Source organism: Micromonospora sp. RTP1Z1, assembly GCF_033804685.1.
Lineage (GTDB): Bacteria > Actinomycetota > Actinomycetes > Mycobacteriales > Micromonosporaceae > Micromonospora.
In genome coordinates this window covers 1-21,413 of record NZ_JAPFQV010000090.1, presented here as the reverse complement: position 1 = coordinate 21,413, position 21,413 = coordinate 1, and the positions used below count along the sequence as shown (strand labels likewise).

The 21,413-nt window shown below is 68.7% G+C and carries 15 protein-coding genes and 3 pseudogenes; 10 read left to right on the top strand and 8 right to left on the bottom strand.

Going from position 1 to position 21,413, the window contains the following annotated elements; translation table 11 throughout:
- The first annotated feature begins 74 nt into the window (after window positions 1-74).
- The 3 genes and pseudogenes from SLP03_RS29345 to SLP03_RS29335 all read left to right on the top strand — a co-directional run bounded on the left by SLP03_RS29345 (window position 75) and on the right by SLP03_RS29335 (window position 5,283).
- Window positions 75-746 carry a hypothetical protein gene (locus SLP03_RS29345; protein ID WP_319463891.1) on the top strand — a complete coding sequence of 224 codons (672 nt, stop codon included), beginning with the start codon at window positions 75-77 and terminating at the stop codon, window positions 744-746.
- Window positions 731-1,044 (top strand): annotated as a pseudogene (locus tag SLP03_RS29340) (IS481 family transposase); the annotation flags it as partial. The gene SLP03_RS29345 and the pseudogene SLP03_RS29340, both read left to right, overlap by 16 nt.
- 732 nt (window positions 1,045-1,776) lie before the next feature.
- On the top strand, window positions 1,777-5,283 hold the full coding sequence (locus SLP03_RS29335; protein ID WP_319463890.1) for a nidogen-like domain-containing protein: 3,507 nt from the start codon (window positions 1,777-1,779) through the stop codon (window positions 5,281-5,283).
- Between the two features lie 169 nt (window positions 5,284-5,452).
- On the opposite strand, the gene SLP03_RS29330 is transcribed toward SLP03_RS29335, so the two are convergent.
- Window positions 5,453-6,733, bottom strand: coding sequence for an alkaline phosphatase family protein (locus tag SLP03_RS29330; protein ID WP_319463889.1), 1,281 nt, complete (start codon window positions 6,731-6,733; stop codon window positions 5,453-5,455).
- On the bottom strand, window positions 6,733-7,824 hold the full coding sequence (locus SLP03_RS29325; RefSeq protein ID WP_319463888.1) for an alkaline phosphatase family protein: 1,092 nt from the start codon (window positions 7,822-7,824) through the stop codon (window positions 6,733-6,735). Before SLP03_RS29325 ends, SLP03_RS29330 begins: the two co-directional genes overlap by 1 nt.
- A gap of 134 nt (window positions 7,825-7,958) precedes the next feature.
- Between SLP03_RS29325 and SLP03_RS29320 the strand changes: the two genes are divergently transcribed.
- The 3 genes from SLP03_RS29320 (at window position 7,959) to SLP03_RS29310 (ending at window position 10,860) form a co-directional block, all read left to right on the top strand.
- Window positions 7,959-8,861 carry a S8 family serine peptidase gene (locus SLP03_RS29320; protein ID WP_319463887.1) on the top strand — a complete coding sequence of 301 codons (903 nt, stop codon included), beginning with the start codon at window positions 7,959-7,961 and terminating at the stop codon, window positions 8,859-8,861.
- Between the two features lie 178 nt (window positions 8,862-9,039).
- The gene (locus tag SLP03_RS29315; RefSeq protein WP_319463886.1) at window positions 9,040-9,225 is read left to right on the top strand and encodes a hypothetical protein; all 186 of its coding nucleotides are present in this window, start codon (window positions 9,040-9,042) and stop codon (window positions 9,223-9,225) included.
- Window positions 9,226-9,612: 387 nt separating this feature from the next.
- Window positions 9,613-10,860 carry a hypothetical protein gene (locus SLP03_RS29310; RefSeq protein ID WP_319463885.1) on the top strand — a complete coding sequence of 416 codons (1,248 nt, stop codon included), beginning with the start codon at window positions 9,613-9,615 and terminating at the stop codon, window positions 10,858-10,860.
- 413 nt (window positions 10,861-11,273) lie between these two features.
- Here SLP03_RS29310 and SLP03_RS29305 read toward each other — a convergent pair whose 3' ends face one another.
- The 5 genes and pseudogenes from SLP03_RS29305 to SLP03_RS29285 all read right to left on the bottom strand — a co-directional run bounded on the left by SLP03_RS29305 (window position 11,274) and on the right by SLP03_RS29285 (window position 15,513).
- Window positions 11,274-12,062 (bottom strand): hypothetical protein, encoded by a 789-nt coding sequence (locus SLP03_RS29305; RefSeq protein WP_319463884.1) that lies wholly within the window; start codon window positions 12,060-12,062, stop codon window positions 11,274-11,276.
- A gap of 11 nt (window positions 12,063-12,073) precedes the next feature.
- Window positions 12,074-13,327, bottom strand: a complete 1,254-nt coding sequence (locus SLP03_RS29300) for a DUF6880 family protein (protein WP_319463883.1) — start codon at window positions 13,325-13,327, stop codon at window positions 12,074-12,076.
- A gap of 31 nt (window positions 13,328-13,358) precedes the next feature.
- Window positions 13,359-14,454: pseudogene (locus SLP03_RS29295) on the bottom strand (IS630 family transposase).
- Window positions 14,455-14,503: 49 nt separating this feature from the next.
- On the bottom strand, window positions 14,504-15,157 hold the full coding sequence (locus SLP03_RS29290; RefSeq protein ID WP_319463892.1) for a nucleotidyl transferase AbiEii/AbiGii toxin family protein: 654 nt from the start codon (window positions 15,155-15,157) through the stop codon (window positions 14,504-14,506).
- Window positions 15,158-15,159: 2 nt separating this feature from the next.
- The gene (locus SLP03_RS29285; RefSeq protein ID WP_319463882.1) at window positions 15,160-15,513 is read right to left on the bottom strand and encodes a hypothetical protein; all 354 of its coding nucleotides are present in this window, start codon (window positions 15,511-15,513) and stop codon (window positions 15,160-15,162) included.
- A 618-nt stretch (window positions 15,514-16,131) separates the two neighbouring features.
- Here SLP03_RS29285 and SLP03_RS29280 point away from each other — a divergent pair.
- A pseudogene (locus SLP03_RS29280) lies at window positions 16,132-16,751 on the top strand (IS6 family transposase); the annotation flags it as partial.
- 490 nt (window positions 16,752-17,241) lie between these two features.
- Window positions 17,242-18,171: an alpha/beta hydrolase gene (locus SLP03_RS29275; protein ID WP_319463881.1), complete on the top strand. Its 930-nt coding sequence runs from the start codon at window positions 17,242-17,244 to the stop codon at window positions 18,169-18,171.
- Window positions 18,172-18,256: 85 nt separating this feature from the next.
- Here the strand turns inward: SLP03_RS29275 and SLP03_RS29270 are convergent, their stop codons facing one another.
- Window positions 18,257-18,943 (bottom strand): hypothetical protein, encoded by a 687-nt coding sequence (locus SLP03_RS29270; protein WP_319463880.1) that lies wholly within the window; start codon window positions 18,941-18,943, stop codon window positions 18,257-18,259.
- 58 nt (window positions 18,944-19,001) lie between these two features.
- Here SLP03_RS29270 and SLP03_RS29265 point away from each other — a divergent pair, with 58 nt between their 5' ends.
- Window positions 19,002-20,048, top strand: coding sequence for an integrase core domain-containing protein (locus SLP03_RS29265; protein WP_319463879.1), 1,047 nt, complete (start codon window positions 19,002-19,004; stop codon window positions 20,046-20,048).
- A gap of 572 nt (window positions 20,049-20,620) precedes the next feature.
- The gene (locus tag SLP03_RS29260; RefSeq protein WP_319463878.1) at window positions 20,621-21,322 is read left to right on the top strand and encodes a low temperature requirement protein A; all 702 of its coding nucleotides are present in this window, start codon (window positions 20,621-20,623) and stop codon (window positions 21,320-21,322) included.
- Window positions 21,323-21,413 lie beyond the last annotated feature (91 nt).

Here is a 21,413-nt window from a genome sequence, read left to right as displayed (position 1 = left end):
CTGAGTTCAGGGGGTCGGCGGATGCAGCCGTCGGTCTCTCCCTGGAGTTCTTCCCCGGTGAGGTCGTCTACACCGTGCTGCCCGCTGCCGAGCTCATCGAGGCGGAGGGGCGCCACATCGCCGGCCTGCCCCGGCCCGAACGGGCGGTCCTGGCCACGCCCGACACGACGCTCAGCCCGGTGCTCGCAGACGGGCTCCACGTGGTCGACCCGGGAATGGTGGTCGTGACCGACCGCGCCGTCGTCTTCCTCGGCCACGATGGGGTACGCGAGTGGACCTACGCGCGGCTGAGCGGGGTGGCACACGATCGGCGGGCACCGTTCACCCTGATGCACACGGTCGACGAGAACAGCATCTCGGGACTGCTCCTGCCGCCGGCCGCCGCCGACGGATTCCGGTTCCACGTGACCCTGGCCTTCGCCGACGCCATCGGCGAGCGCGCAGCCGTCGTGGCTCAGCTTGACCAGGTGATCGCCGCGCACCAGCATGCGCGGCCCTCACCGCCGGTCATGGTCACCTCGGATCAGGCCCCACTGACCGCGATCGTCACGACGCTGAGTCTCGCCATGGTCGTCGGGCTGGCTGTTGCCCTCTCGCCGATCGCCCATTCCTCCGCTCCCGGCGGACCCGATCAGCCGCCCCGCGCCGCGACCGGTCCCGCGGAAATTCTCCCGACGGAGGCGGTGGGGTTGCGCATCGTGTCGCCCCGCGTACCTGAACCCGCAAACAGCGCCTCGGGCCGGTGAAGATCGCCGGCCAGCTGGCGATGCCGGCCTCGGCCGTGCACACGGGCTGACCCGCTGCCGGATCAACCGGCTGTCACACATCGACCGCGCCACCGGCGAGTCGATCCGCCGTTACGAACACGACCGGCCCGGCGCGATGCTGCACGTCGACGTCAAGAAGTACGGCAATATCCCCGACGGCGGCGGCTGGCGCTACGTCGGCCGCGTCCAGGGCGAGCGCCACCGGCAAGCCACCGCCCGACGCACCGGCGCCCGTAAACACCCACCACGATCCCGCATCGGTAACGAATCGTGCGGTCGGCTCGCAAAAACGGACCCTTTCGTGATCTAAACGATCGCCATTGACCGCCGAAAGGTCCTCAGACCCAGGGTGGGTTGGCGTCATCACCATTGCGGTGGCCGGGCCGATATGCCCGTGGCCAATTCAGCAGGCCCGTCGGGTAACCGACTGAAGCATGACGGAGATGCAGGGGGGACTGTTGTACTGGCGCCCACCGCAATCGGAGGCGCGGGACGATGACGCCAGACCCCTGGGTGCTTCTGCCGTTGCAGCACGGCTTCGTTTTCATCAACACGTGGCGTTCTCGGCCGGCCGTTGTGCTGTCTCCCCATCGCGGTTGACCCATTTGGTGGGCGAAGCGGACGTCCGGTCAGCGACGCGCAAGCAGGAGACCGTATTTGACCCGGAGTGTTATTCGGCGGCGGGAAGGATGAAATCATGAACGGGCTCAGGCGGTTCGCTGCACTGTTGCTGATGTTGTCCGGGCTGGTTCTACTGCCGACGGCGCCGCCTGTTGCGGCCGCGGAGTGCGGCTGTACCAACACGGGCCCGTGGCAGGCCCCGAAGACGGCGGCTCCCGCGGCTCAGGCGACGTCGCCCAACGGAGGACGGTTCACCCTCCAGACGTCGCAGTCGGCGACGCAGGTGACCCTGACCGTCAAGACCGCGGCGACGGGCGCGACCGTGGAGAGCTTCACTTTGCCTCTGTCGAGGGTCGCGTGGGGATTCAGCCCTGACGGTGACCGCTTCATGATGCGCAGTGGCTTCCCCGGTTCGTCGACGTTGGACACCGTCACCCTCTACGACCTCAACGCGGATCGCCAGGTCTACCAGTCGAGCGTCACCGCGGGGTTCGCCGCAGCCTTCAGCCCGCACGGGCGATGGTTCTTCCTCAACGTCCTGAACGGCCCGGGCAACGCCCAGATAGACGTCATCGACTCCGTCACCGGGGCCCTCGCTCTCGACACGACGGTGATCTTCTCAAACGTCCCCGGCAGCCCGGGCGACCAGTACGGGTCGGTCGGCACCGGATTCAGCTCCGGGGCTGACGACCGCAGTTTCGTGTGGGCGTACCGCACCACCAACGGCACCGTTGAGCTCAACGTGCGCAACCTCGCCACGCGGGCGAACGTCGTCTCGACCACCGTGAACACGGCAGCGTTCTGGCGGTTCAGCCCCTGCGGCGACGCCTTCGGCCTGGTCACCCAGCCGAACGCCACCACGGCGTCAGTCCGGCTGTCCCGCACCGCCTCCATCGGCTACCTCGGAACGGAAAAGACCTTCAGCCCCCTGCCGGCCGACATCGCGTTCAACACCACTTCCACCCAGCACCAGGTGAAGACGACCGCCAGCAACGGCACGGTGACGCCCACCAACATCGTCGCCAACACCGCAGGCACCGCCTGCACCGCCGCGCCCGCGCTGTCGTCGGTCACCCTTGACCGCACCACCGCAGTCGGCGGCACCCAAAACGCCAACGGCACGATCACCCTGACCGCGCCGGCGGCGACAAGCGGCTTCCCCGTCACCCTGACCAGCAGCGACACCTCCGCCGCGACAGTGCAGGCCAGCGTGACCGTCGCCTCCGAGGCCACGACCCGAACCTTCACCGTCACCACAAAGTCCGTCACCGCGACCAAAACGGTGACCATCACGGCCACCGCGGCCGGCGTGAGCAGAACGGCAACGCTCACGGTCACCCCGGCCACCGCCACCCCACGGGTCGCGTCACTGTCGCTCGCGTCGCCAAGCGTGTCGGGGGGCGCCACCACGACCGCGACGGTGAACCTCTCCAGCGCCGCACCGTCGACAGGCGCGACAGTGACGCTGTCCCGCACGGGACCCGTGACCGTGCCGGCGACCCTGCTGGTCCCGGCCGGCCAGACGAGCGGGCAACTGACGGTTGCCACCTCCACCGTCACCGCGGACACGCCAGCGACCGTCACGGCCACCGCGGGCGGCGGCTCGGCGACGGCGAACCTGACCGTACTCGCCCAACAGACCACGTCGCCGAACGCCGTCGTGTCCGACGACGCCTGCCGTGCCGCCACCCTGCCCGCCAACGACGACGGTTCAGCCGGCCCAGTTCAACTGCCCTTCACCGCCAACTTCTTCGGCCACCAGTACGGCTATCTCTACGTCAACAACAACGGCAACGTCACATTCAACAACCCGATGTCGACGTTCACCCCGTTCCGGATCACCAGCAGCACCCCGCCGATCATCGCCCCGTTCTTCGCGGACGTGGACACGAGAGGATCCGGATCCGGGCTGGTGACCTACTCGACCAACGACCGCCCGGCCACGTTCGCGGGCCGACCCGCGTTCTGCGTGAACTGGATCAACGTCGGCTACTACTCGTCCCAGACAGACAAACTCAACAGCTTCCAGCTCCTGCTGGTCGACCGCAGCGACATCGCCGCCGGTGACTTCGACATCGTCATGAACTACGACACCACCCGGTGGGAAACCGGATCGGCCAGCGGCGGCTCCAACGGGTTCGGCGGCAACTCCGCAGGCGCCGGCTACTCGGCCGGCACCGGCAACCCCAGCCAATTCTTCGAGTTTCCGGGAACCCTGGTGCCCGGGTCGCTGCTCGACAACAACGCCTCCACCGGCCTGACCCGCACCAGCCGCGGCACCCTGCAGTTGGGACGCGACATCTTCGAGGTCCGCAACGGTGCGGCGCCCACGGGCGGCACCGTCACCGGAACCGTCACCGACAACGCTTCACCCGCCAACCCGCTGGCCGGCGCCCCGGTCCAGGTCTGTCCGGTCGCCGGCGGCCTGTGCGCGGCGCTCACCCTGACCGGCTCGAACGGCCGGTACCAGGCGACCGGCGTGCCGGCCGGGTCCTACCTGGTCACCGCGACGCCGCCGGCCGGCTCGACCCTCAACCGCGGCACCGCGGGCCCGGTCACCGTTTCGGCGGGTGAGACCACCACGCAGGACATCGTGTTGGACGGACCGACACCGCCGCCCGCGGGCACGACCATTTCGCCGTCGACGACGAACGGCCAGGGCATTCCCACGGTCTACTGGCAGAACCCGCTGGACCTCGACACCACCGGATGCGTCGGCGGTCAGGCGAGCTACCAGGTCGTGCAGAACGGGACTGCCATCGCCTCCGGCGCCATGACCGAGGGCCCCGACGGCCACTACACGGCCCAGATCCCACCCCTGTGGCCGGAACACGGCGACGCGCAAGTCAAGATCCACATCGATTGCCCGACCGGAACCCCTGACCAGGACGTCCAGTTCGACATCTACATCGACCCGTCCGGCAACGTCCTCACCCTCGCCGGCAATCCCGTACCCGACGCCGTCGTCACCCTGTACCGGTCGGACACCTCGACCGGCAGCTTCGAGCAGGTGACCGCGGGCTCCGCGGTGATGTCGCCGTCCAACCGGCAGAACCCCGACATGACCGACGCGCAGGGCCACTTCGGCTGGGACGTGATCGTCGGCTACTACAAGGTCCGCGCACAGCGCGACGGGTGCACCGGGCCTGACGGAGCCGCCTACGTCGAGACCGCCGTCCTGACAGTGCCGCCGCCCGTGACAGACCTCGACCTGCGGCTCGACTGCCCCGACCTCGACGCCCGCGACACCGACCCGCCGATGGTCACCGCGACGCCCGACCGGTCGGCCAACACCGCCGGCTGGTACAACGCCCCGGTAACGGTCGTGATCGCCGCGACCGATCCTGGCGACGACGCCAGCGGGGTCGCTGACATCACGGTGACAAGCACGGGCGCGGCCACCGGCAGCACCACCTACCCGGGCGACCGCGCCCAGGTGAGGGTCGCCGCCCAGGGCGTCACGACCCTGACCTACACCGCCACGGATGCGGCCGGCAACACCTCGCAGCCGCAGTCGCTGGTCGTGCGGATCGACACGGTCGCACCGTCCGTGCAATGCAGCGCCGACCCCGCGGCGCTGTGGCCGCCGAACCACACACCGCGCGACGTCACCGTCACCGTCACCGTCAGCGACTCCGGCTCCGGGCCCGCCGGCTTCACACTGAAGTCGGCCAGCAGCAACGAGCCCGACAACGGACTCGGCGACGGCGACACCGCCGGTGACATCCAAGGATGGGCGACCGGGACGTCCGACACGACCGGTCAGCTGCGCGCGGAACGGTCAGGCTCCGGCAGCGGCCGCACCTACACACTCAGCTACCAGGCCATGGACCTCGCTGGCAACAGCACAACGTGCGCTGCCCTCGTGACAGTGCCGAAGTCACAGGACCGGTAGCGGCAGAGAGGCACACCCCACTGCGCGCTGAGACATCGTCGTTGTCGTCGTGCCGCCCGTACTCACGCACAACGAGGACGGGCGACACGACGACGAGGACCTGCGGCTGTGGGTAGTTGCTGACGAAGCCAGACATTTGAGCTGGGGCCTCAACGGTAGGCGAACAGGTTCAGCCGCCGACCCGCCAGCCCTGTGTCCGGGCCAGGTTCGCGAGCTTGTTCCAGTCCTCGTAGTCGACGTACTGGCCGGCCGGGCAGGGCAGGCTGACCACCGGCGGCACGTTCCATCGGGGCGCGGTGAGGTTCGGCGCCGACGTGAAGTCGAGCGCCTCGGCCAGGTTGTTGGCTGCCGCGTCCCGCGGGGTCAGCGGGGGCAGCCCCCACCGCCACTCGATCATCTTCAACACCGATGTGTGGTCGTACACAGTGTGCGAGACGTACCCGCGGCGCGATCGGGGGGAGATCAGCAGGCACGGGGTGCGGAAGCCGCGTAGCCCGGTGCCGAGATCCGGACGGGCGTCGGGCGCGATGCCCGGCGCGACGTGGTCGAAGAAACCGCCCCACTCGTCGTAGTTGACCACCAGGGCGGTACGGCCCCACGCAGGCCCCGCGGTGACCGCCTCGTAGACCTGGTTGATGAAATGCTGCCCGGCGCGGATGTCGGCGTGCGGGTGGTCGTCCGCCGACGATCCGGTCCCCTCGTCGAGGAACTTGGGGTCCAGGAAAGACACCGCTGGCAGGGTGCCGGCGTTGGCGTCGGCGAGGAACTGCGGGTAGGTCCGGGTGATCGGCAGGTACTTCGTGCCGTACAGGGCCAGGAACGGCACGTCGTAGTAGTAGTACGCGTGCGACACCCCGGCGCCGCCGAGCCGGTCCCAGATCGTCGGCATGGTGGCGGTCGCCGTCGAGTTGTGGATCCGGTCGGTCTGCGCGCTGTGCTGATAGAAGCGGTTCGGGTACGTCTCGGCCATCGTCGCCGAGAAGTACCGGTCAAAGCTCGTCCAGTACGGCGCGGCATACCCGTAGAAGCTCAGGTCGCTCTGCGTGTAGTAGCCGATAGCGAACTCGTCGTTGTCACCCGATCGCAGCCACCCGTCGCAGCGCCCACCGTTGAGCTGCACCCGGCCGCCCTCGTACGAGTGGTCCGGGTCCGGGTGGTCGCAGCCCTGGAAGCCGGTCAGGTGATACGTCCGGTGCTTGACCCCGGCCCGGTCGACGTACGTCAGCCCGGCCTGCCGGCCGTCCGCCCCGGGCAGCCAACCGAGGTAGTGGTCGAACGACCGGTTCTCCATCATCAGCACGATGATGTGGTCAATGCCGGACGCCGCCGGATCGGGCAGGGCCGTCGCGGCTGCGGCGGCGTGGGCAGCCGTCCCCGTCAACGCGGCGGCTCCCGCCGCTCCGGCCCCGACCAGCAGTTGACGGCGGCTCACGCCGTTGCTGGGCGCCATCAGGCGGTCCCGAAGACGTCGAGGCCGAAGCCGCGGGCCTGCTGGGCGTAGCCGAGCGGGGACAGCCCGAAGCTGTCCTCGACGGTCCGCAGCAGAGAGTAGTGGTTGTACGCGGTGTCGTTCGATGAGCCTGGCGCGACGAACGGCGACAGCACGAGCGCGCCGGTCCGGCCGCCGCCCATGCCGTAGATGCCGGGCAGCGCGGTGTTCGGCCCGGGACCCTCACCGCAGCACGCGGCTGCGCCGTCCGGCGTGCCGGTGTCGGCCTCGTCGAACGTGATGACGAGCATCCCGTCCTTCTTGTATGCCGGCGACGCCGTGATCCGCTGCACCCACACCTTCAGCCATTCGTCGGCCGCCGCCAGGCCGCCCGTCCGGCCGTCGACGCACGGGCTGTCGTGGGCGTCGTTGCAGAGGTTCGGGGTGATGTACGACATGTTCGGCGTGGTCGAGTCCGTCTGCAGATCCGTGGTCAGCTGCTTCAGGTCCACGTCGTCCGCCATGCAGGACGGCGAGTCGATGATCGAGTGGAAGTACACGAACGGATTGTGCCGGGCCGCGTACTGGTCACCGACCCGCGCCTTCTGCGTGTCATCCGCGGCGTTCAGCTGCGGGTGGCGGCACGGCGTGCCCATGTCCTCCATGTAGCCGCGCCACGTGCGGCCCTTGGCCTGCAACTGGTCCGCGACGGTCCGCACCGACGACGGGTAAACGCAGCCGTCGCCGACGGCCTGCTGCGGGGCCACCGTGCCGCCGGCGACGAAGTCCGAGTAAACCTGGCAGTCGCCCTGCGTCTGCTTGCTCGGCCCCTGGCCGCTGACCTGCGCAATGTAGTTCGGCAAGCTGTTGTGCGCGGTGCCGTAGTACTGAGACAACAGCTGCCCCTGGGCGCGCAACTCCCGGCTCAGGTACGGCGCCGGTGATGACGGTCCGAACGTCTCTTCGTAGCCCTTGTTCTCCAGGTTGATGACGAACACGTGGCCCACCGACGGGGGTCGGGCGGCCTGCGCGCCGTCGGCGGGCAGCGCCAGCGCACCGCCGACGGCTGCGGTCAGCGCGGCGACGGCACCGGCCAGGTTTGGTCGCACCATGAGTCGGATCACCTCCTGATCACCTTCGAGGGGGACAAACTCCAGCGACCGTTTCCAGCCCAGGTGAACAGCAGGTGGCATCGGGCTGTAGACCTGGCGAAGCCGGTCAGGGAGGGTGCGAGGATTGTCCGGCGATGGTCCGGGTGGTGCTTGCCGACGACGAGCCGCTCCGTCCGCGCCGGCTTCCGGGCGCTGCCCGGAACGCCACTGACGACGTCACCTCCTTCACCCGCATCCGGTCGCATCCTGCCGGCCACCGCAGGATGCCCTTGCCCGCGAGGACATCCTGCCGCCGCTGTTACGTCTCGCGCGCAGCACCACCCGATCCCCAGATGAAGCGCTGTCGCATCCTGAGGAGAGGTCTCATGTCGATCGCCCGGTTACTCGCCGCCACCGCGGTTGCCACCGCCCTCTTGGCCGTCGCCGCCACGCCCGCCCAGGCGGCTGTCAACGATCCGTTGTACGACAAGCAGTGGGGCCTGCGGCAGATCCACGCCGAACAGGCCTGGGCTACCACCACGGGAACCGGTGTGGTGATCGCGGTCGTGGACACCGGTGTCGACCTCAGCCACCCGGACCTGAAGTCCAAGCTCGTGCCCGGCGCGACCTTCGTCGGCTGCGGCCCTACCTCCTGCGACAACGGCGACTGGCGGGGCCCCAACGGCCAGCCCGACGCCGACGACGAGCACGGCCCCCACGTAGCGGGCATCGCGGCCGCGGCCACCGGCAACGGCGTCGGCGTCGCGGGAGTCGCCCCCGACGCGAAGATCATGCCGATCAAGGTGCTGGAGGCGGGCAGTGGCAGCTTCGCCGACATCGCCGCGGGCATCCGCTACGCGGCCGACCACGGCGCCAAGGTGGTCAACCTCAGCCTCGGCGCGCAGCCGGGCTCCCAGGCCCTCACCCTCACCGGACTCGAGTCCGACGCGACCGAGGCGATCGCGTACGCACGAGCCGAGCAGGTCGGGGCCGTCGAGTTCCGGCGCGTACTGCATCAGGACCCTCCCCACGCACGGCGTTGCAACCATCCGACTTGATATGGATGGCTAGCGATGTGAGGGGTCGCGGGACTCGGCCACTCCGCAACATCTGTTGGCTCAACCGAGGTGGGCGGGCCCGGCTGGTCACCTGGACTGCAACTGTGCGGTCGCCGTCCAGGCAAGTTCGCGGCTCCCGCTCACCGGCCGGTGGCTGGACTTCGCCAAGGTGGACATCGTGGGAGACGCGGCCGGGACGGTCACCGCCCGGCTGCTGGTGGCCGGCCCGATGATCGGGGGAACCCAGGTGACGGCGTTCCCCGGGCGGTTCCTGGTCGACCGCCGGTTCGTCCTCACCGCCGTGGCCATTCCGGTTTCCGATCGCGCCGGTGCGCCTGCCGAAGTACGGCTTAATTTGCCGTGAGCCGGCTCTTCTGCACCTTGTCGAGGTGAGCCGGCCGTAGCGGCGCAGTCAAGGTTCGTCGCCGTGATCGGCACGCCGGTGTGCGGGTTGTGCATCAGCCCGGCGGCGTCGAGGACGAACAGCCACACCGGGTGCAGGACCGCCATGCCGACGGCCATCGCTCCGACCATCTCGGTGGAGTAGGCGAACTTCTTGGCGCTCAGGCGGTGGCCGCTCTGCGTCACGGCGTCATTTGGCGCGGTGGCTGCGCTCGGGGTGGCGGGTTGGCTGCGCATGGCATGTCGTCAGTTCGGTGGTTCGCCTCGTCGTGAGTACGATGCGGCGGTGCCCGTGTCTCGTAAGCGGAAGAAGAAGTCCGGGTCCGGCCGCCGGTCCCCGCGTCAGCCGATGGCCCCGACGTCGAGAGGAGCGCCCTTGGCTGATGCCTTCGGTGATCTTTTCGACCATCGCCGGAAGCTCGCCGAGCATCGCACCGCGCTGGCCGGGGACGCAGCCCGGGCGGTGATCGACGCCCTGGTCACGGTCGCCCCGGGCCGGTCCGACGACGAGCTCGAGGACGAGTTCTGTGCCCGCTACGGCGCGGCGATGACGCAGTTCGAGGGCGGCGCCCTGGAGGACATGGTCAACCCGGAAGACTTCACCCACGCCCTGCTGGCAGTGATCGACGAGCGGCTGCACGAAGCAGCCGAGGCTGGCGCGGACGTCGCTGTTCTCCAACGGCTGCTGACGGTTGTTGCCGGTGTGTTGCCGGTCCCGCTGAGCGAGTCCACCCGCGATCTGGTCGCCGAGCACGTGAGTGCCGGCGCGGCGAAACAGGTCGCGCGCGGGCGTACCGTGACGGGCCCGGTGTTGTGGGCGCGCGACGTCTACGGCAGTCGTCGGGCGGTGGTCGCACCGTTCACGTCGCCGGACGGCCCGGATCGGTGGTACCTGTGGGACGTGGATACGTGCGGTTACGAGGTGGTCGCCGTACACAGCGGCTTCTACCCCTCGGCCGAGTCCGCATGGGCCGCTTGGCGTGAATCGATTGGGCAGGCGGCGGCCGGTGCGGCCCTGATACCGGTGGACGACGCGGAAACGCTCGGCAACCTGCTGAGCGGCGAGGTCGAAAGATTGCGGATCGGCGGGGAGAACGAGGAGCAGTACGCCGAGTTCCTGCGCAGTCGGCGGCTGAGCAGGACCGTCCGGGAGGCGGTCCGCCGGGCGCGCGGCCGAACTTCCGTACGGCTCACGGCTACCGAGGCGGAGGCACAGTTCGCTCAGCGGCTGCGGCAGCTCGGCTACCACGACGGCACGGCAGGCGATCGGCCGGACGAGGGCCTGGCCGGCGCTGACGAACTCGCCGCGGAGATGGCCGAATCCTGGTCCCCGCACGATCAAGCCGCGCTGTATCCGTTCTGCTCGCCGCACAAGGTAGCGGCGACCGTGCTGCACCTGCGGGATTTCTACAACGATGACTTCGCCGCCGCGCTCGTCGCGGTGCTACCGGAGTGGATCCGCTTCCTCGCCGAACACACCGGCATGGCGGCGGAGCTGACCGAGCGCTGCCTCGCGTACGCCTCAGGTGAGCTTCAGTTCCCCGGAATCCTCGACGACAAGGGACGACCGAACCCCATGGCACGAGTAGCCGAATAACGGCCGGAAGCAGGAGAACGGGACGAACACCCGCCGGCCGCAGTGCGTGACGGACCGCCGCCCCACTCGGAAGAGCGTGCCTGCCACAACGCCCGCAGCCGGGAGCCACACCGTTTGGCAACATGTGGCGGCGACGAAATCGTGTTTGCCGACCAGCGGCGGATGCGCCACGTCGCGGGTGTTCACCCGCTGTTGCATCAGGTCCCAGCGGCGTACCTCCGATCGATCGAGAAGATCATCGGTGGCGTCGACAGCTGCGCTCGGGCTGCAGCTGTGGCGCGCCGGGTGCGAGAGCGGGCGCCGCTACCAGTGGCTGGGGCGGGTGACCGTCCTGGCATGTTCGCCGAGGAGGTCGGTATAGGTGTCGATGTCGATGTCGATGGTGTCGTGGTGGCAGAGTTCGATGAGTCGCGTCAATCGACGGCCGATCTCCTCCGCGTCGAGGTTGAGGCGTTCGCACAGGTCATGGTGGGCGTCGACGAGCGGTTCGGTGATCTCCTCGGGTTCGGTGCGGGTGATGTGATAGGCGTCGCGGAGGTGTCCGGAGAGGTCGTCCCAGACGAGGATGGCTTCTTCGACGAGATCGAGCATGGCGGTGGTGGCGGTCGTGCGCAGAGAATCTCAATTTCGGCGGCCAGCTGTTGGCCGGCGGCTTCGACGTCGGATATCTGCCACCTGCTACCGGTGGTGGCATTGGAGGCGTCGCGGATGGCGGCGCGGGCGTCGTGCAGGCCGGTGCGGTCGGTGGGGTCGAGGAGGCCGGCTTCGCCGAGTAGCTGGGTGGCGAAGAGGCGGTTCCCCAGAGCGTGTTCCACGACGAGGTTTGCCAGTTGTCGAGGGGAGAGCCGCCGCACGGCTTCGAGATAGTGGGCGTGTTCGGGCTCAGCCGGGGTGGCGCCAGGTGGGGTCGCGGCGCCCGAGAAGGCGGAGCCGGCATGGAATGCGGTGAGTGCGGTGGCGACGGCGTGGGCGCAGAAGTCGTCGCCGACGGTTCCGCAGTCGCAGTCGGTGGTGAAGAGGCCGTCGACGATGCCGATCCAGGGTTGGAAGACGCCGTCGTGGCCGCGGACGACGGCTTGGACGCCGCCGCCGGCCGGTTCGATTTCGCCGACGCTGCCGTCACTCAGCAGCCGTGCCGCGGCCTCGGCCACCGCCGTGGGGATGGATTCCCGGAACGCGTCGATGTCGAAGCGGACTGCCACGGGCGAGCACTCTACCGGCCAGGGTGGAGGCCGGCGGCGTCGAGCTTGGCCAGGAACGCCGGCCGGCGCCGGTGCTGTCCACGCAACTCGTCCAGGTACCTGGCGAACTGGTCGGTTTCGCCGGTGGCCGCGTACGCGTCACGCAGATGGCGGAGCAGCGTGATGGCTGTGTCGTAGCGGCGCTTGTCATGCGAGTCCAGCAGGTGGGCGTTGACAAGTGCCCGGTAGGGTTCGCGCACGTCGGCCGGATGGCCTTGTTGCCGGCGGTGCAGGAGTTCGACGCGTTGCCGGGCGGGCAGCTCGTCCAGGTGCGCGAGTCCGGTGTGCCAGGCCTCGTCGTCACGGCCGGTGTGGTGCAGCGCGTCGATCAGGTGGGGCAGGTAGCCGGGCTGTTGGGCGGCGCGTTCGCGTACCACCGTCAGCGCCCACTCAGTGTGGGTTTCGTCGCGGTCGGTCTCGGCCTCCGTCGCCAGCAGTGACCGGAGGTTGTCGATGGTCGGCTGCTTGTCGAACGCAGCCCGACGCTCGGCCACCGCGGCCCGCGGTTCGCCGGTCTCGATCAGGAGCCCCACCAGCAGGTCACGCAGCCGCGCGGATTGGTGGCTGGTGGGGTGTTCGGCGAGTCCGCGTCGGGCCCAGTCGATCGCGTCGGCGGGCCGTCCCGCCTCGACCAGCACCCGTACGACGCGCTCGTACTGGTCGGCGCTGACCAGGTGCTCCGCCAGCACGGCCACGTAGCGGTCCACGTCGCCGGAGACCTCGGCGAGCTGCTCGCGTAGGTGCCGTACCGTCCACTGCTGGTGCCAGTCGTCGGGATCCGCCATGGCGGCACGCTGCTCGACCAAGCGCGTGACCTCGGCCAGGCCTTTCGCCCCGAGAGCCGGCGCCCACTCGCGCAGGATCACGTCCGGCCAGCCGGGGCCGTCGCAGACGAGCCGGACCAGCCACGCGGCCAGGCCAGCGGGTCGTGGCGGTGTGGCCCGGCACGCCCGGGCGTAGAGCTCCATCAGATAAGCGAGGTCGTTGCCAAGGACCCCGGAGGAGCTGTCCATGTACATCAAGGCGGTCGTCATCCGATCGACCGCCTTGTGCAGCACCGGCACCGCGACCGCCGCGTCACCCGTGTCGATCAGCCGGGCGCAGCGGTCCGCGACCTCACGCGCCGCCTGCGAGTAGGCATGCCGGCCCGCGTACGGGTCACGACGGCGATCCCGCCGCAACCGGTCCACCAGTACGGTCAGCCCGTTCTCGTCCCCCGCCCTCACCGATACATCACACCAGAACGCCCGCGACGACCTAGTGTTCCGTGTCTGAAGTTTTTTCGCGGTCGGCTTTGGTGAGGATCTGGTCGGCGGTCTTGGTCCAGGCGAAGGGTTTGCAGCGTTGGTTGTAGGCGTCGATGAAGGTGCGGATCGCGGCGGTCAGGTCGGGGACGCTGGTGAAGGTGCCGCGGCGGATGGCCTGGCGGGTGATGATCCCGAAGAAGATCTCCACCATGTTCATCCAGGAACAGCTGGTCGGGGTGAAGTGCATGGTGATGCGCGGGTTGCGGGCCAGCCAGGCCTTGACGTTGGGGTGGTTGTGGGTGGCGTAGTTGTCCACGACGACGTGCAGCTTCACCCTCGGGTGGGCTCGTGCGACCTGCTTGAGGAAGCTCAGGAACTCCACGTTGGAGTGCCGGTCGAAGCAGGCGTCGGCGCTGATACGTCCGGTGGCCACCTCGAGGGCGGCGAACAGGGTGGTCGTGCCGTTGCGGACGTAGTCGTGGGTGTGACGTTGCGGCAGTCCCGGGCGAAGCGGCAGGATCGGGGCGGTCCGCTCGAGGGCCTGTACCTGCGACTTCTCATCCACCGACACCACCACCGCGCCGGCCGGCGGATCCAGGTACAAGCCGACGACGTCCCGGATCTTGGTTTCCAACTGCGGGTCGGTGGAGAACTTGAACGTCTCGGACCGGTGCGGTTGCAGCCCCCACTTACGCCAGACACGCGACACGGTCGCGAAGCTGACCGGCCGCCCCTCTCGGCGTAGCTGGTCGGCCAGCAGCCGGGCCGACCAGTGCGTCACCCCCAGCTGCGCCGGCGGGCCGCCGTCGTCGGACACGGTGTGCACCACGATGGCGACCTCGTCCACCACCTGCGGGCGGCCGGATCGCTCCAGATCAGCCAGGGCGTCGATCCCACCCGCGACGTAGCGGTTGCGCCAGGCCAGGACCGTCGGTGTCGACACGCCGACCTGCCGGCCGATCCGCGCGTTCGGCATTCCCTCGGCGGCGAGCAACACGATCCGCGCCCGCTGCACCAGACCCGCCGCGGCCCTGCGACGACCGCGTCAACGAACGTAGACGAGCCCGATCCCCAGGGCGAAGCACCAACGGCGCAGCAACAGACATGCCACAGTATCCCGCGCCCAAACCACAAAATCACTTACGACACGCGACACTAGGGCAGGTTGCCGGTGAGTTCTTCGCGCCACTGTGCGAAGCGTTTGCGCATCTCGCTGATGTGAGCGGGGTCGGCACCGTAGGCGGCGAAACGGCGGTCCGGGTAGCGCTCCAGCATGCCGAACAGGTCCGCCAGGACGCGCCGGTCGAACCCCGCGTCGGATTGTTCGGCCAGCTCGCACAGCCGCGTCCGGGTGTAGCGACCGGTCATGAGGGCCGCGTCGATGTCCAGGAAGTCTCGGGGCTCGGCGCGCGTGTACAGGGCGGACATCTTGCCCGCGACGACGTCGTCGGCGTGCAGCACCGGCCCGACGTCCATCATCACCGGCGACAACGCGCGCCAGTTGGCCGCCAGTTCGACCTTGTACGGGTGCTCAGGTCGAGCGGGATCGGTGACCGCGAGTCGGGCGAAGGTGTCGAACTGCTGCGTCACCTCGACGGAATACCCGCCGGTGCGGTAGCCGTCGATCACCGCGTCCACTGCTGCGGCGAACTCGCCGCGTCGCTCCCACGCCGTGAACAGGTCGATGTCCTCGCTCGGGCGGTCGAGGATGCCGTGGGCCTGCACGGCGTAGCCGCCGGCCAACGCGAATCCGTAGCGGGCAGCGACCCGTAGTCCGATCTCCGCCAGGCGGAGGTGAACCTGATCCACTCTTACCCGGCCAGCGTCTGCGGCGGCGTGGTCAGCTCGGGAAAGCGTGCCTGCCACAACGCCCGCAGCCGGGCCGGGAGCCACAAGGCGGGCCACAAGCGGCGCAGCGTCGGGCCGTGCAACCACCGACGCAAGTCGTCAACCGAATTAGCCTGGTTCAGCACCGTCTGGTACATCAGCTGCAGATCACCGGCGTCGTCCAGGTCATAGGTGCTGTCGCCGGACCAGTCCAGCCACCGGTCGAGCGTCACCACACCGCGAACCGGACCGCGCAGGTCGGACAGGGAGGCGGCGACCACGAAATGCCGCTGGTCCACATACCGCGACCCAGGCGGTGCACCACTGCCGCTGGCCATGTCACTACCTCCTGCCCCGATCGTACGTGTGAGCGGCGTCGCCGGCTGGCACGACATCGACCTGCCAGCCATCTGACCTCCCGGGCTCGGGCTCGGCCTGCGGCCTGACGGTCATCGCTAAGGACGAACTACCCGCCTGCCGATCACCACACGGGCGGCGGGCGCCTGCCAGGTGACCGCCTTACCCGGGGACCGGACTGCCGCCGCCCGCGCGGGTTCGACTTCTCGCGCTGGCCGTCGGAAGCCTCCGGTCGGCCATCCCAGGCCGCGGCCCGTTGGTGCCCGAGCCGACGGGGCGGACGGACCGGGTGGCGCTGGGCACTGCCCACCTTGCGGAAGGATACGCTCGCGGCTGCCCGGACCACATAGTTGCTGGTCAGCGCCTCGGCGCACGCCGGAGAAGTTGAGCACTTAGGACGCGGTGACCACTTCGCTGAGGTGCTCCCAATCTGCACCCAGAGCAAGGACCGAGCAGCCCCTAGCTCGTTACGGCCCTGACCTGCGGATACTCTCCTACCAGGCGATATAGAGTACCGTTGAAGGGCTCTGTTGCATTGAGCGTTGGCATGATCGAGGCAGACTTGAGCAGTGACGTCATCGAGCCAGCTTGACCCGTGGCTGCCTCCGAAGTCGGCGTTCGCCGGGTTCCGGTTCCCGCCGGAGGTGATCGTGGTCGGGGTGCGCTGGTACCTGCGGTACAACCTGTCCTACCGGGACGTTGAGGAACTGCTGGTCGAACGCGGCGTCCAGGTCGACCACGTCACCGTCTACCGCTGGGTGCAGCGGTTCACGCCGCTGCTGGCCGACGCCGCCCGATTCAGCCGCCACTCACCAGGCGACAGGTGGCACGTCGATGAGACCTACGTCAAGGTCAACGGAATCTGGCGCTACGTCTACCGGGCAGTCGACCAGTACGGGCAGGTCATCGACGTGCTCGTCTCGGACCGCCGGGACGCTGGCGCGGCCCGGCGGTTCTTCCGACGGGCGCTGTCGACGTTGAAGGTGACACCCAGCGAGGTCGTCACCGACGCCGCGCCGGTCTACCCCGGCGTGCTCGATGAGCTGACGCGAACAACCCGATCGAGGCCGATCACAGCCAGCTGAAACACCGGTTGAGACCGATGCGCGGGCTACGAACGGACAAGACAGCACAAGTGATCATCGTCGGGCACGCCTTCATGCAGAACCTTCGACGCGGCCACTACGAACTCGCCGTTGACGCCCGAGCTTCGCTTCGCACTCGGCGACGGCGACGCGACGCCGCCGGGCGGGAGCCAGTCAGTCGCCGAATCCGCCAAGTAGACCTGGACGGCTCACGGCCCCCGCTGGGACGCGGCGAGGACAAGGCTCCACAACTCACGTACAGCGCGACAAATGTGAGTTAACGCTCCGGTGGGAAGCGGCCAAATGTGCAGGGCGTACCGGGATACAGCTCGTGGCGCGTGGCCTACTTGGTACATTGCCAGCAGAGAAGCAGGATCAGAGGTCTACGGCGACTGACGGGCGTTCAGTGCGCTGGTGACCGGTTCAGGTGGTTCAGCCTGCTGGTGTCGTCGGTGAGAACGGAAGCTTGACCACGGCTCAGGGCTGGAAGCTGGTTCAGCGTGAGCAGTCCGATCTGCGCGAGGACCGATGTCTGGTCCGTCTCTGCGCCAGGAACGTCAACGGCAGTGGCAGGGCCGGGTTGCCCGGGAGGACACTGTCACCAGTTGGCAAGGGGGTCGCAGCGTGTACCTGGATCCCGAGCTGGCAGCAGCCTTGCCCACGCTGCCGGACCTGCACATCCACGACCTCGCCGGGGCCCGCGCCCGGATGCGGGAGCTCGCTGCGGGCGCGCAACGGCCCCCACGGGGCGAGGTCATCGTTGCCGACCACGAGGTGCCTGTCATGGATGGCAACTGCGTGCCAGTCAGGGTCTGCACGCCGTCCAACGTCACTGGCCCACTTCCCGCTCTGCTCCTGCTGCACGGCGGCGGCTTCGTTATGGGCGACCTGGAGACGGCCACCGCACAGGCCATGGACTTGTGCACCCAAGTGCACGCAGTCGTCGTGGGGGTCGGCTACCGGCTGGCCCCCGAGCATCCGTACCCGGCTGCCCTGCATGACTGCGAGGCCGTGTTGCGCTGGATCGCCTCCGAAAACGATGGACTCGGCGTCGATGCCGCACGGATCGGCGTGTACGGCATGAGCGCCGGCGGCGGCCTCGCCGCAGCACTGACGCTGCTCACCCGCGACCGCGGCGGACCACCTCTGTGCTTTCAGCTGCTCGACGCCCCCGAGGTTGACGACCGGCTGGACACAACCTCGATGCGTACGTTCGGCGACACCCCGCTGTGGAACCATGGCGATGCGGTGCTGAGCTGGCGGCACTACCTGGGGGGCCGTGACGGAGTCGTTCCTCCCTACGCAGCACCGGCCCGCGCCGACGATCTCTCCGGCCTCCCCCCGGCGTACGTATCGGTTTACGAGAATGACCCGCTGCGTGACGAGGGCTTGGCCTACGCATCCAGCCTGCTGAATGCCGGCGTGTCGGTTGAGCTGCACCTGTTCCCCGGCACCTTCCACCGATCGGCCACCATCACGGGCGCGGCCGTATCTCGGCGCCAGGCCGCCGAAACAGCCGATGCGCTCCGCCGCGGCCTCAACCCAGTCAGGTAACCGACGCCAATCTCGCCGGCAACGCATTGACCAGGGCCTCCTGCTCGGTGACTACTTCGGCGGGCCCGAAGAGGTCACCAAGCACCTAAAGTTGTGTGAGCCTCAAGGTCTTGCCGATCGTGATCGGCGGTGGGGCAACGGTTCGTGTCGCCCCTCGGACACAAACCATTACCCCACGGTGCGCGCTGAGATCGACTGCAGCGCGCACCGTTTGCGCTTCAGGGTGGTAATTCAGCCGGAGGCCGAGTTGCCGGTAGACCTCAGCCTTGTCGGCAGGATCGGCGTCGCGGAGCACGGCGGCGATGTCGCCGAGGGCGGTCACCAGGGTCGTGATTTCTGCTCGGCTCATTCGGCGCGGGGTGGTGCCCGCATTCGCTTGGAGATCTGCTTCGGCACGGGCGCGTTCGGCCTGGGTCCGCGCGATCCAGCCGGTGACCACCGCCGGGTCGGCACCAGCGTCGAGGGCAGCGCGGTAGCGCTCCAACTTGGCGCCGCACTCGGTGATGATCGTCTGGGCTGCTGTGGCGGTTGCGGGCGGATGATCCAGGGGCTGGGCGTCGGCCATCGCGGTGATCGTCTGTTCGATCCGGTGGGGCGCGAAGGCGGAAGCCAACCAGGTGTCGAGCGGGTCGGTGAGAGCGTCCTCGCGTAGGTACACATTGCGGGGGTGTGGGACCTGGTTGGCGAGGGCGTATTCCTGGGGGAAGCGGCAGCGGTAGTAGGCGTCGCCGTGGTTGTACTGGCCTGTACCGTGCCAATACTCATCGCACATGGTGTGAGCTGCTGTTTCGTGGCCAGGGCGCAGGATGGCGTGTGTGTTGGTTCGGCTGTTGTACCTGAGCGCGGTGCGGGTGTTCGGTTGGTTGCCGCAGGCCACGCGCGGCGAGTCCGTCATGGCCGCGGAGTTGTTGGTGCTGCGTCACGAGGTGGCGGTGCTGCGTCGTCAGGTCGGTCGACCGCGCCTGTCGTGGCCGGAGCGGGCGTTGTTGTCCGCGCTGGTCCGGGCGCTGCCGCGCGAGCTGTGGAAGCATCGGATCGTCACTCCGGGCACACTGTTGGCCTGGCACCGCCGACTGGTCCGCCGACACTGGACCTACCCGAACCTGCCCGGACGACCGCCGATCAGCGACGACGTCCGTGACCTGGTCCTACGTCTGGCCTGGGAGAACCCCGGCTGGGGACACCGGCGCATCCAAGGCGAACTCGTCGGGCTCGGCCATCGCATCGGCGCCGGCACCATCCGCCGCATCCTCGCCCGATCGAGGGTCGGCCCCGCCTCGCGTGAGATCGACACCAGTTGGCGAACGTTCCTGCGGGCTCAGGCGTCCGGGCTGCTGGCGACCGATTTCTTCCACATCGACACCATCACGCTGCGACGGCTGTACGTCTTGTTCGTCATGGAGATCACGACCCGGCGGGTGCACATCCTCGGCGTCACCGCCCACCCGACCGCTGCCTGGACCACCCAGCAAGCCCGCAATCTCGTGATGGACCTCGGCGAGCATATGACACGGTTCCGGTTCCTGGTCCGCGACCGCGACGCCAAGTTCACCGCGTCCTTCGACGCCGTGTTCGAAACCGAAGGCATCGAGGTGGTGAAGGCTCCTCCAGGCACGCCTCGGGCGAACGCGTTCGCGGAACGCTTCGTGCGCAGCGTCCGGGCCGAGTGCACCGACCGGGTATTGATCTACCATGAACAGCACGCCCGCACGGTGCTCCACGACTATGAGGACCACTTCGATCGGCACCGGCCGCACCAGAGCCTGGATCAGCATCCACCCGACTACGACCCCGGCGCGGTCATCGCGATCGACAAGCCGATCCACCGGCGACGGGTTCTCGGCGGCGCAATCAACGAATACCGCCGGGCCGCGTGATCCACTCGCAAATCCCCAGCTCACAAGCGTGAAACACAGTTTTGGCACGGTACAGGGAGAGCACACGGTGGCGGCGATGCTGTTGCCCGTGAGGACGGCGACCATGTGTTGAACGAACATCAGGTCAACCTTCTTGCCGCCCTCGGGTGCCCACCCCAGCGGAACCGGCGCCCCGACGGCGGCTGCCGCCTCGGAGGCCACCTATATCGGCGCAGCGCGCCTGACCGTCCTGTCATTGCCGCCGACGCCGACTCGCGGAGATCCCTACTCGGCCAGGACCCGGTACCGTCGGGCCGGCCGGTGCAGGTTCCTGAGGACGCGAGCGGCGTCGTCGGGCCACCGATCAAGAACCCGCCTCCGGCGTGTCAACGGCGAGGCGCTTCCGACCCGGAACGAATCGAGCAGACAGCCGCCGGGGCCGGCGTGGGTTGATCGTGTCAGGTGCGGTTCGCCCGTTGTGATGGCACGCTTGCCCGAAGTACGGGCCGACGCAGACGGGACGCCTCTGGACGTCGTCCGCTTCGCCACCCGGGCCCTATGCTCCAAGCGGACCGTGGAGGAGGGGGTTGGCCGTGGTTGAGCAGCATCAGGCCCAGCGACGCGTCAGGGTGCGGCAGGGCGTTCGCCCCACCAGCGAGGACCATCGGGCGACTCCCTTCGAGCTGTTCTTCGACCTGGTCTATGTCTTCGCGGTCACGCAGGTCACCGGCTACATGGCGGATGAGCATAGCGCTTACGGCGTGCTGCAGGGGCTGCTGATGCTGGCGCTGCTGTGGGGGACCTGGTCGGGCTACACATGGTTGGGAAACCATTCGCGAGCCGACGAGGGTTTCGTGCGGGCGGGGATGGTCGTCGCGATGGCGGGGATGTTTGTGGTCGCCTTGACTATTCCCGAGGCGTGGCGCGACGGACCCGGGGGCCTAGACGGCCCCCTTGTGCTGGTGTGCGCCTACCTGCTGGTCCGCTGCGTGCACCTTACGGTCTACGCCGTGGCTGCCACTGGTGACGCCGGGCTGCGGCACCAGATCGTGATCACCTGGCTGCCGATGACGGCGGGTGCGGCTCTGCTGGTGTCCGGGGCGCTGCTGGGTGGCTGGACACAGACGCTGCTGTTCACCGTTGCCCTCTTGGTGGACTGGCTTGGCATCTATCTCACCGCCAGACGCGGCGACTGGCGGCTGCACAGCCCGATGCACCTGACCGAACGGCATGGCCTGTTCATCATCCTGGCCATTGGCGGGTCTTCGAAGTTGGCGGGGGCTGCGCTGTCCTGAGTGGACCCCGGCGTGAGGGTGCCCGTGGCTCTCGGTGATCATGCCTGTTGTCTAGGCAAGCCGATCACTGCAGAGAAACCACGGGCATGGT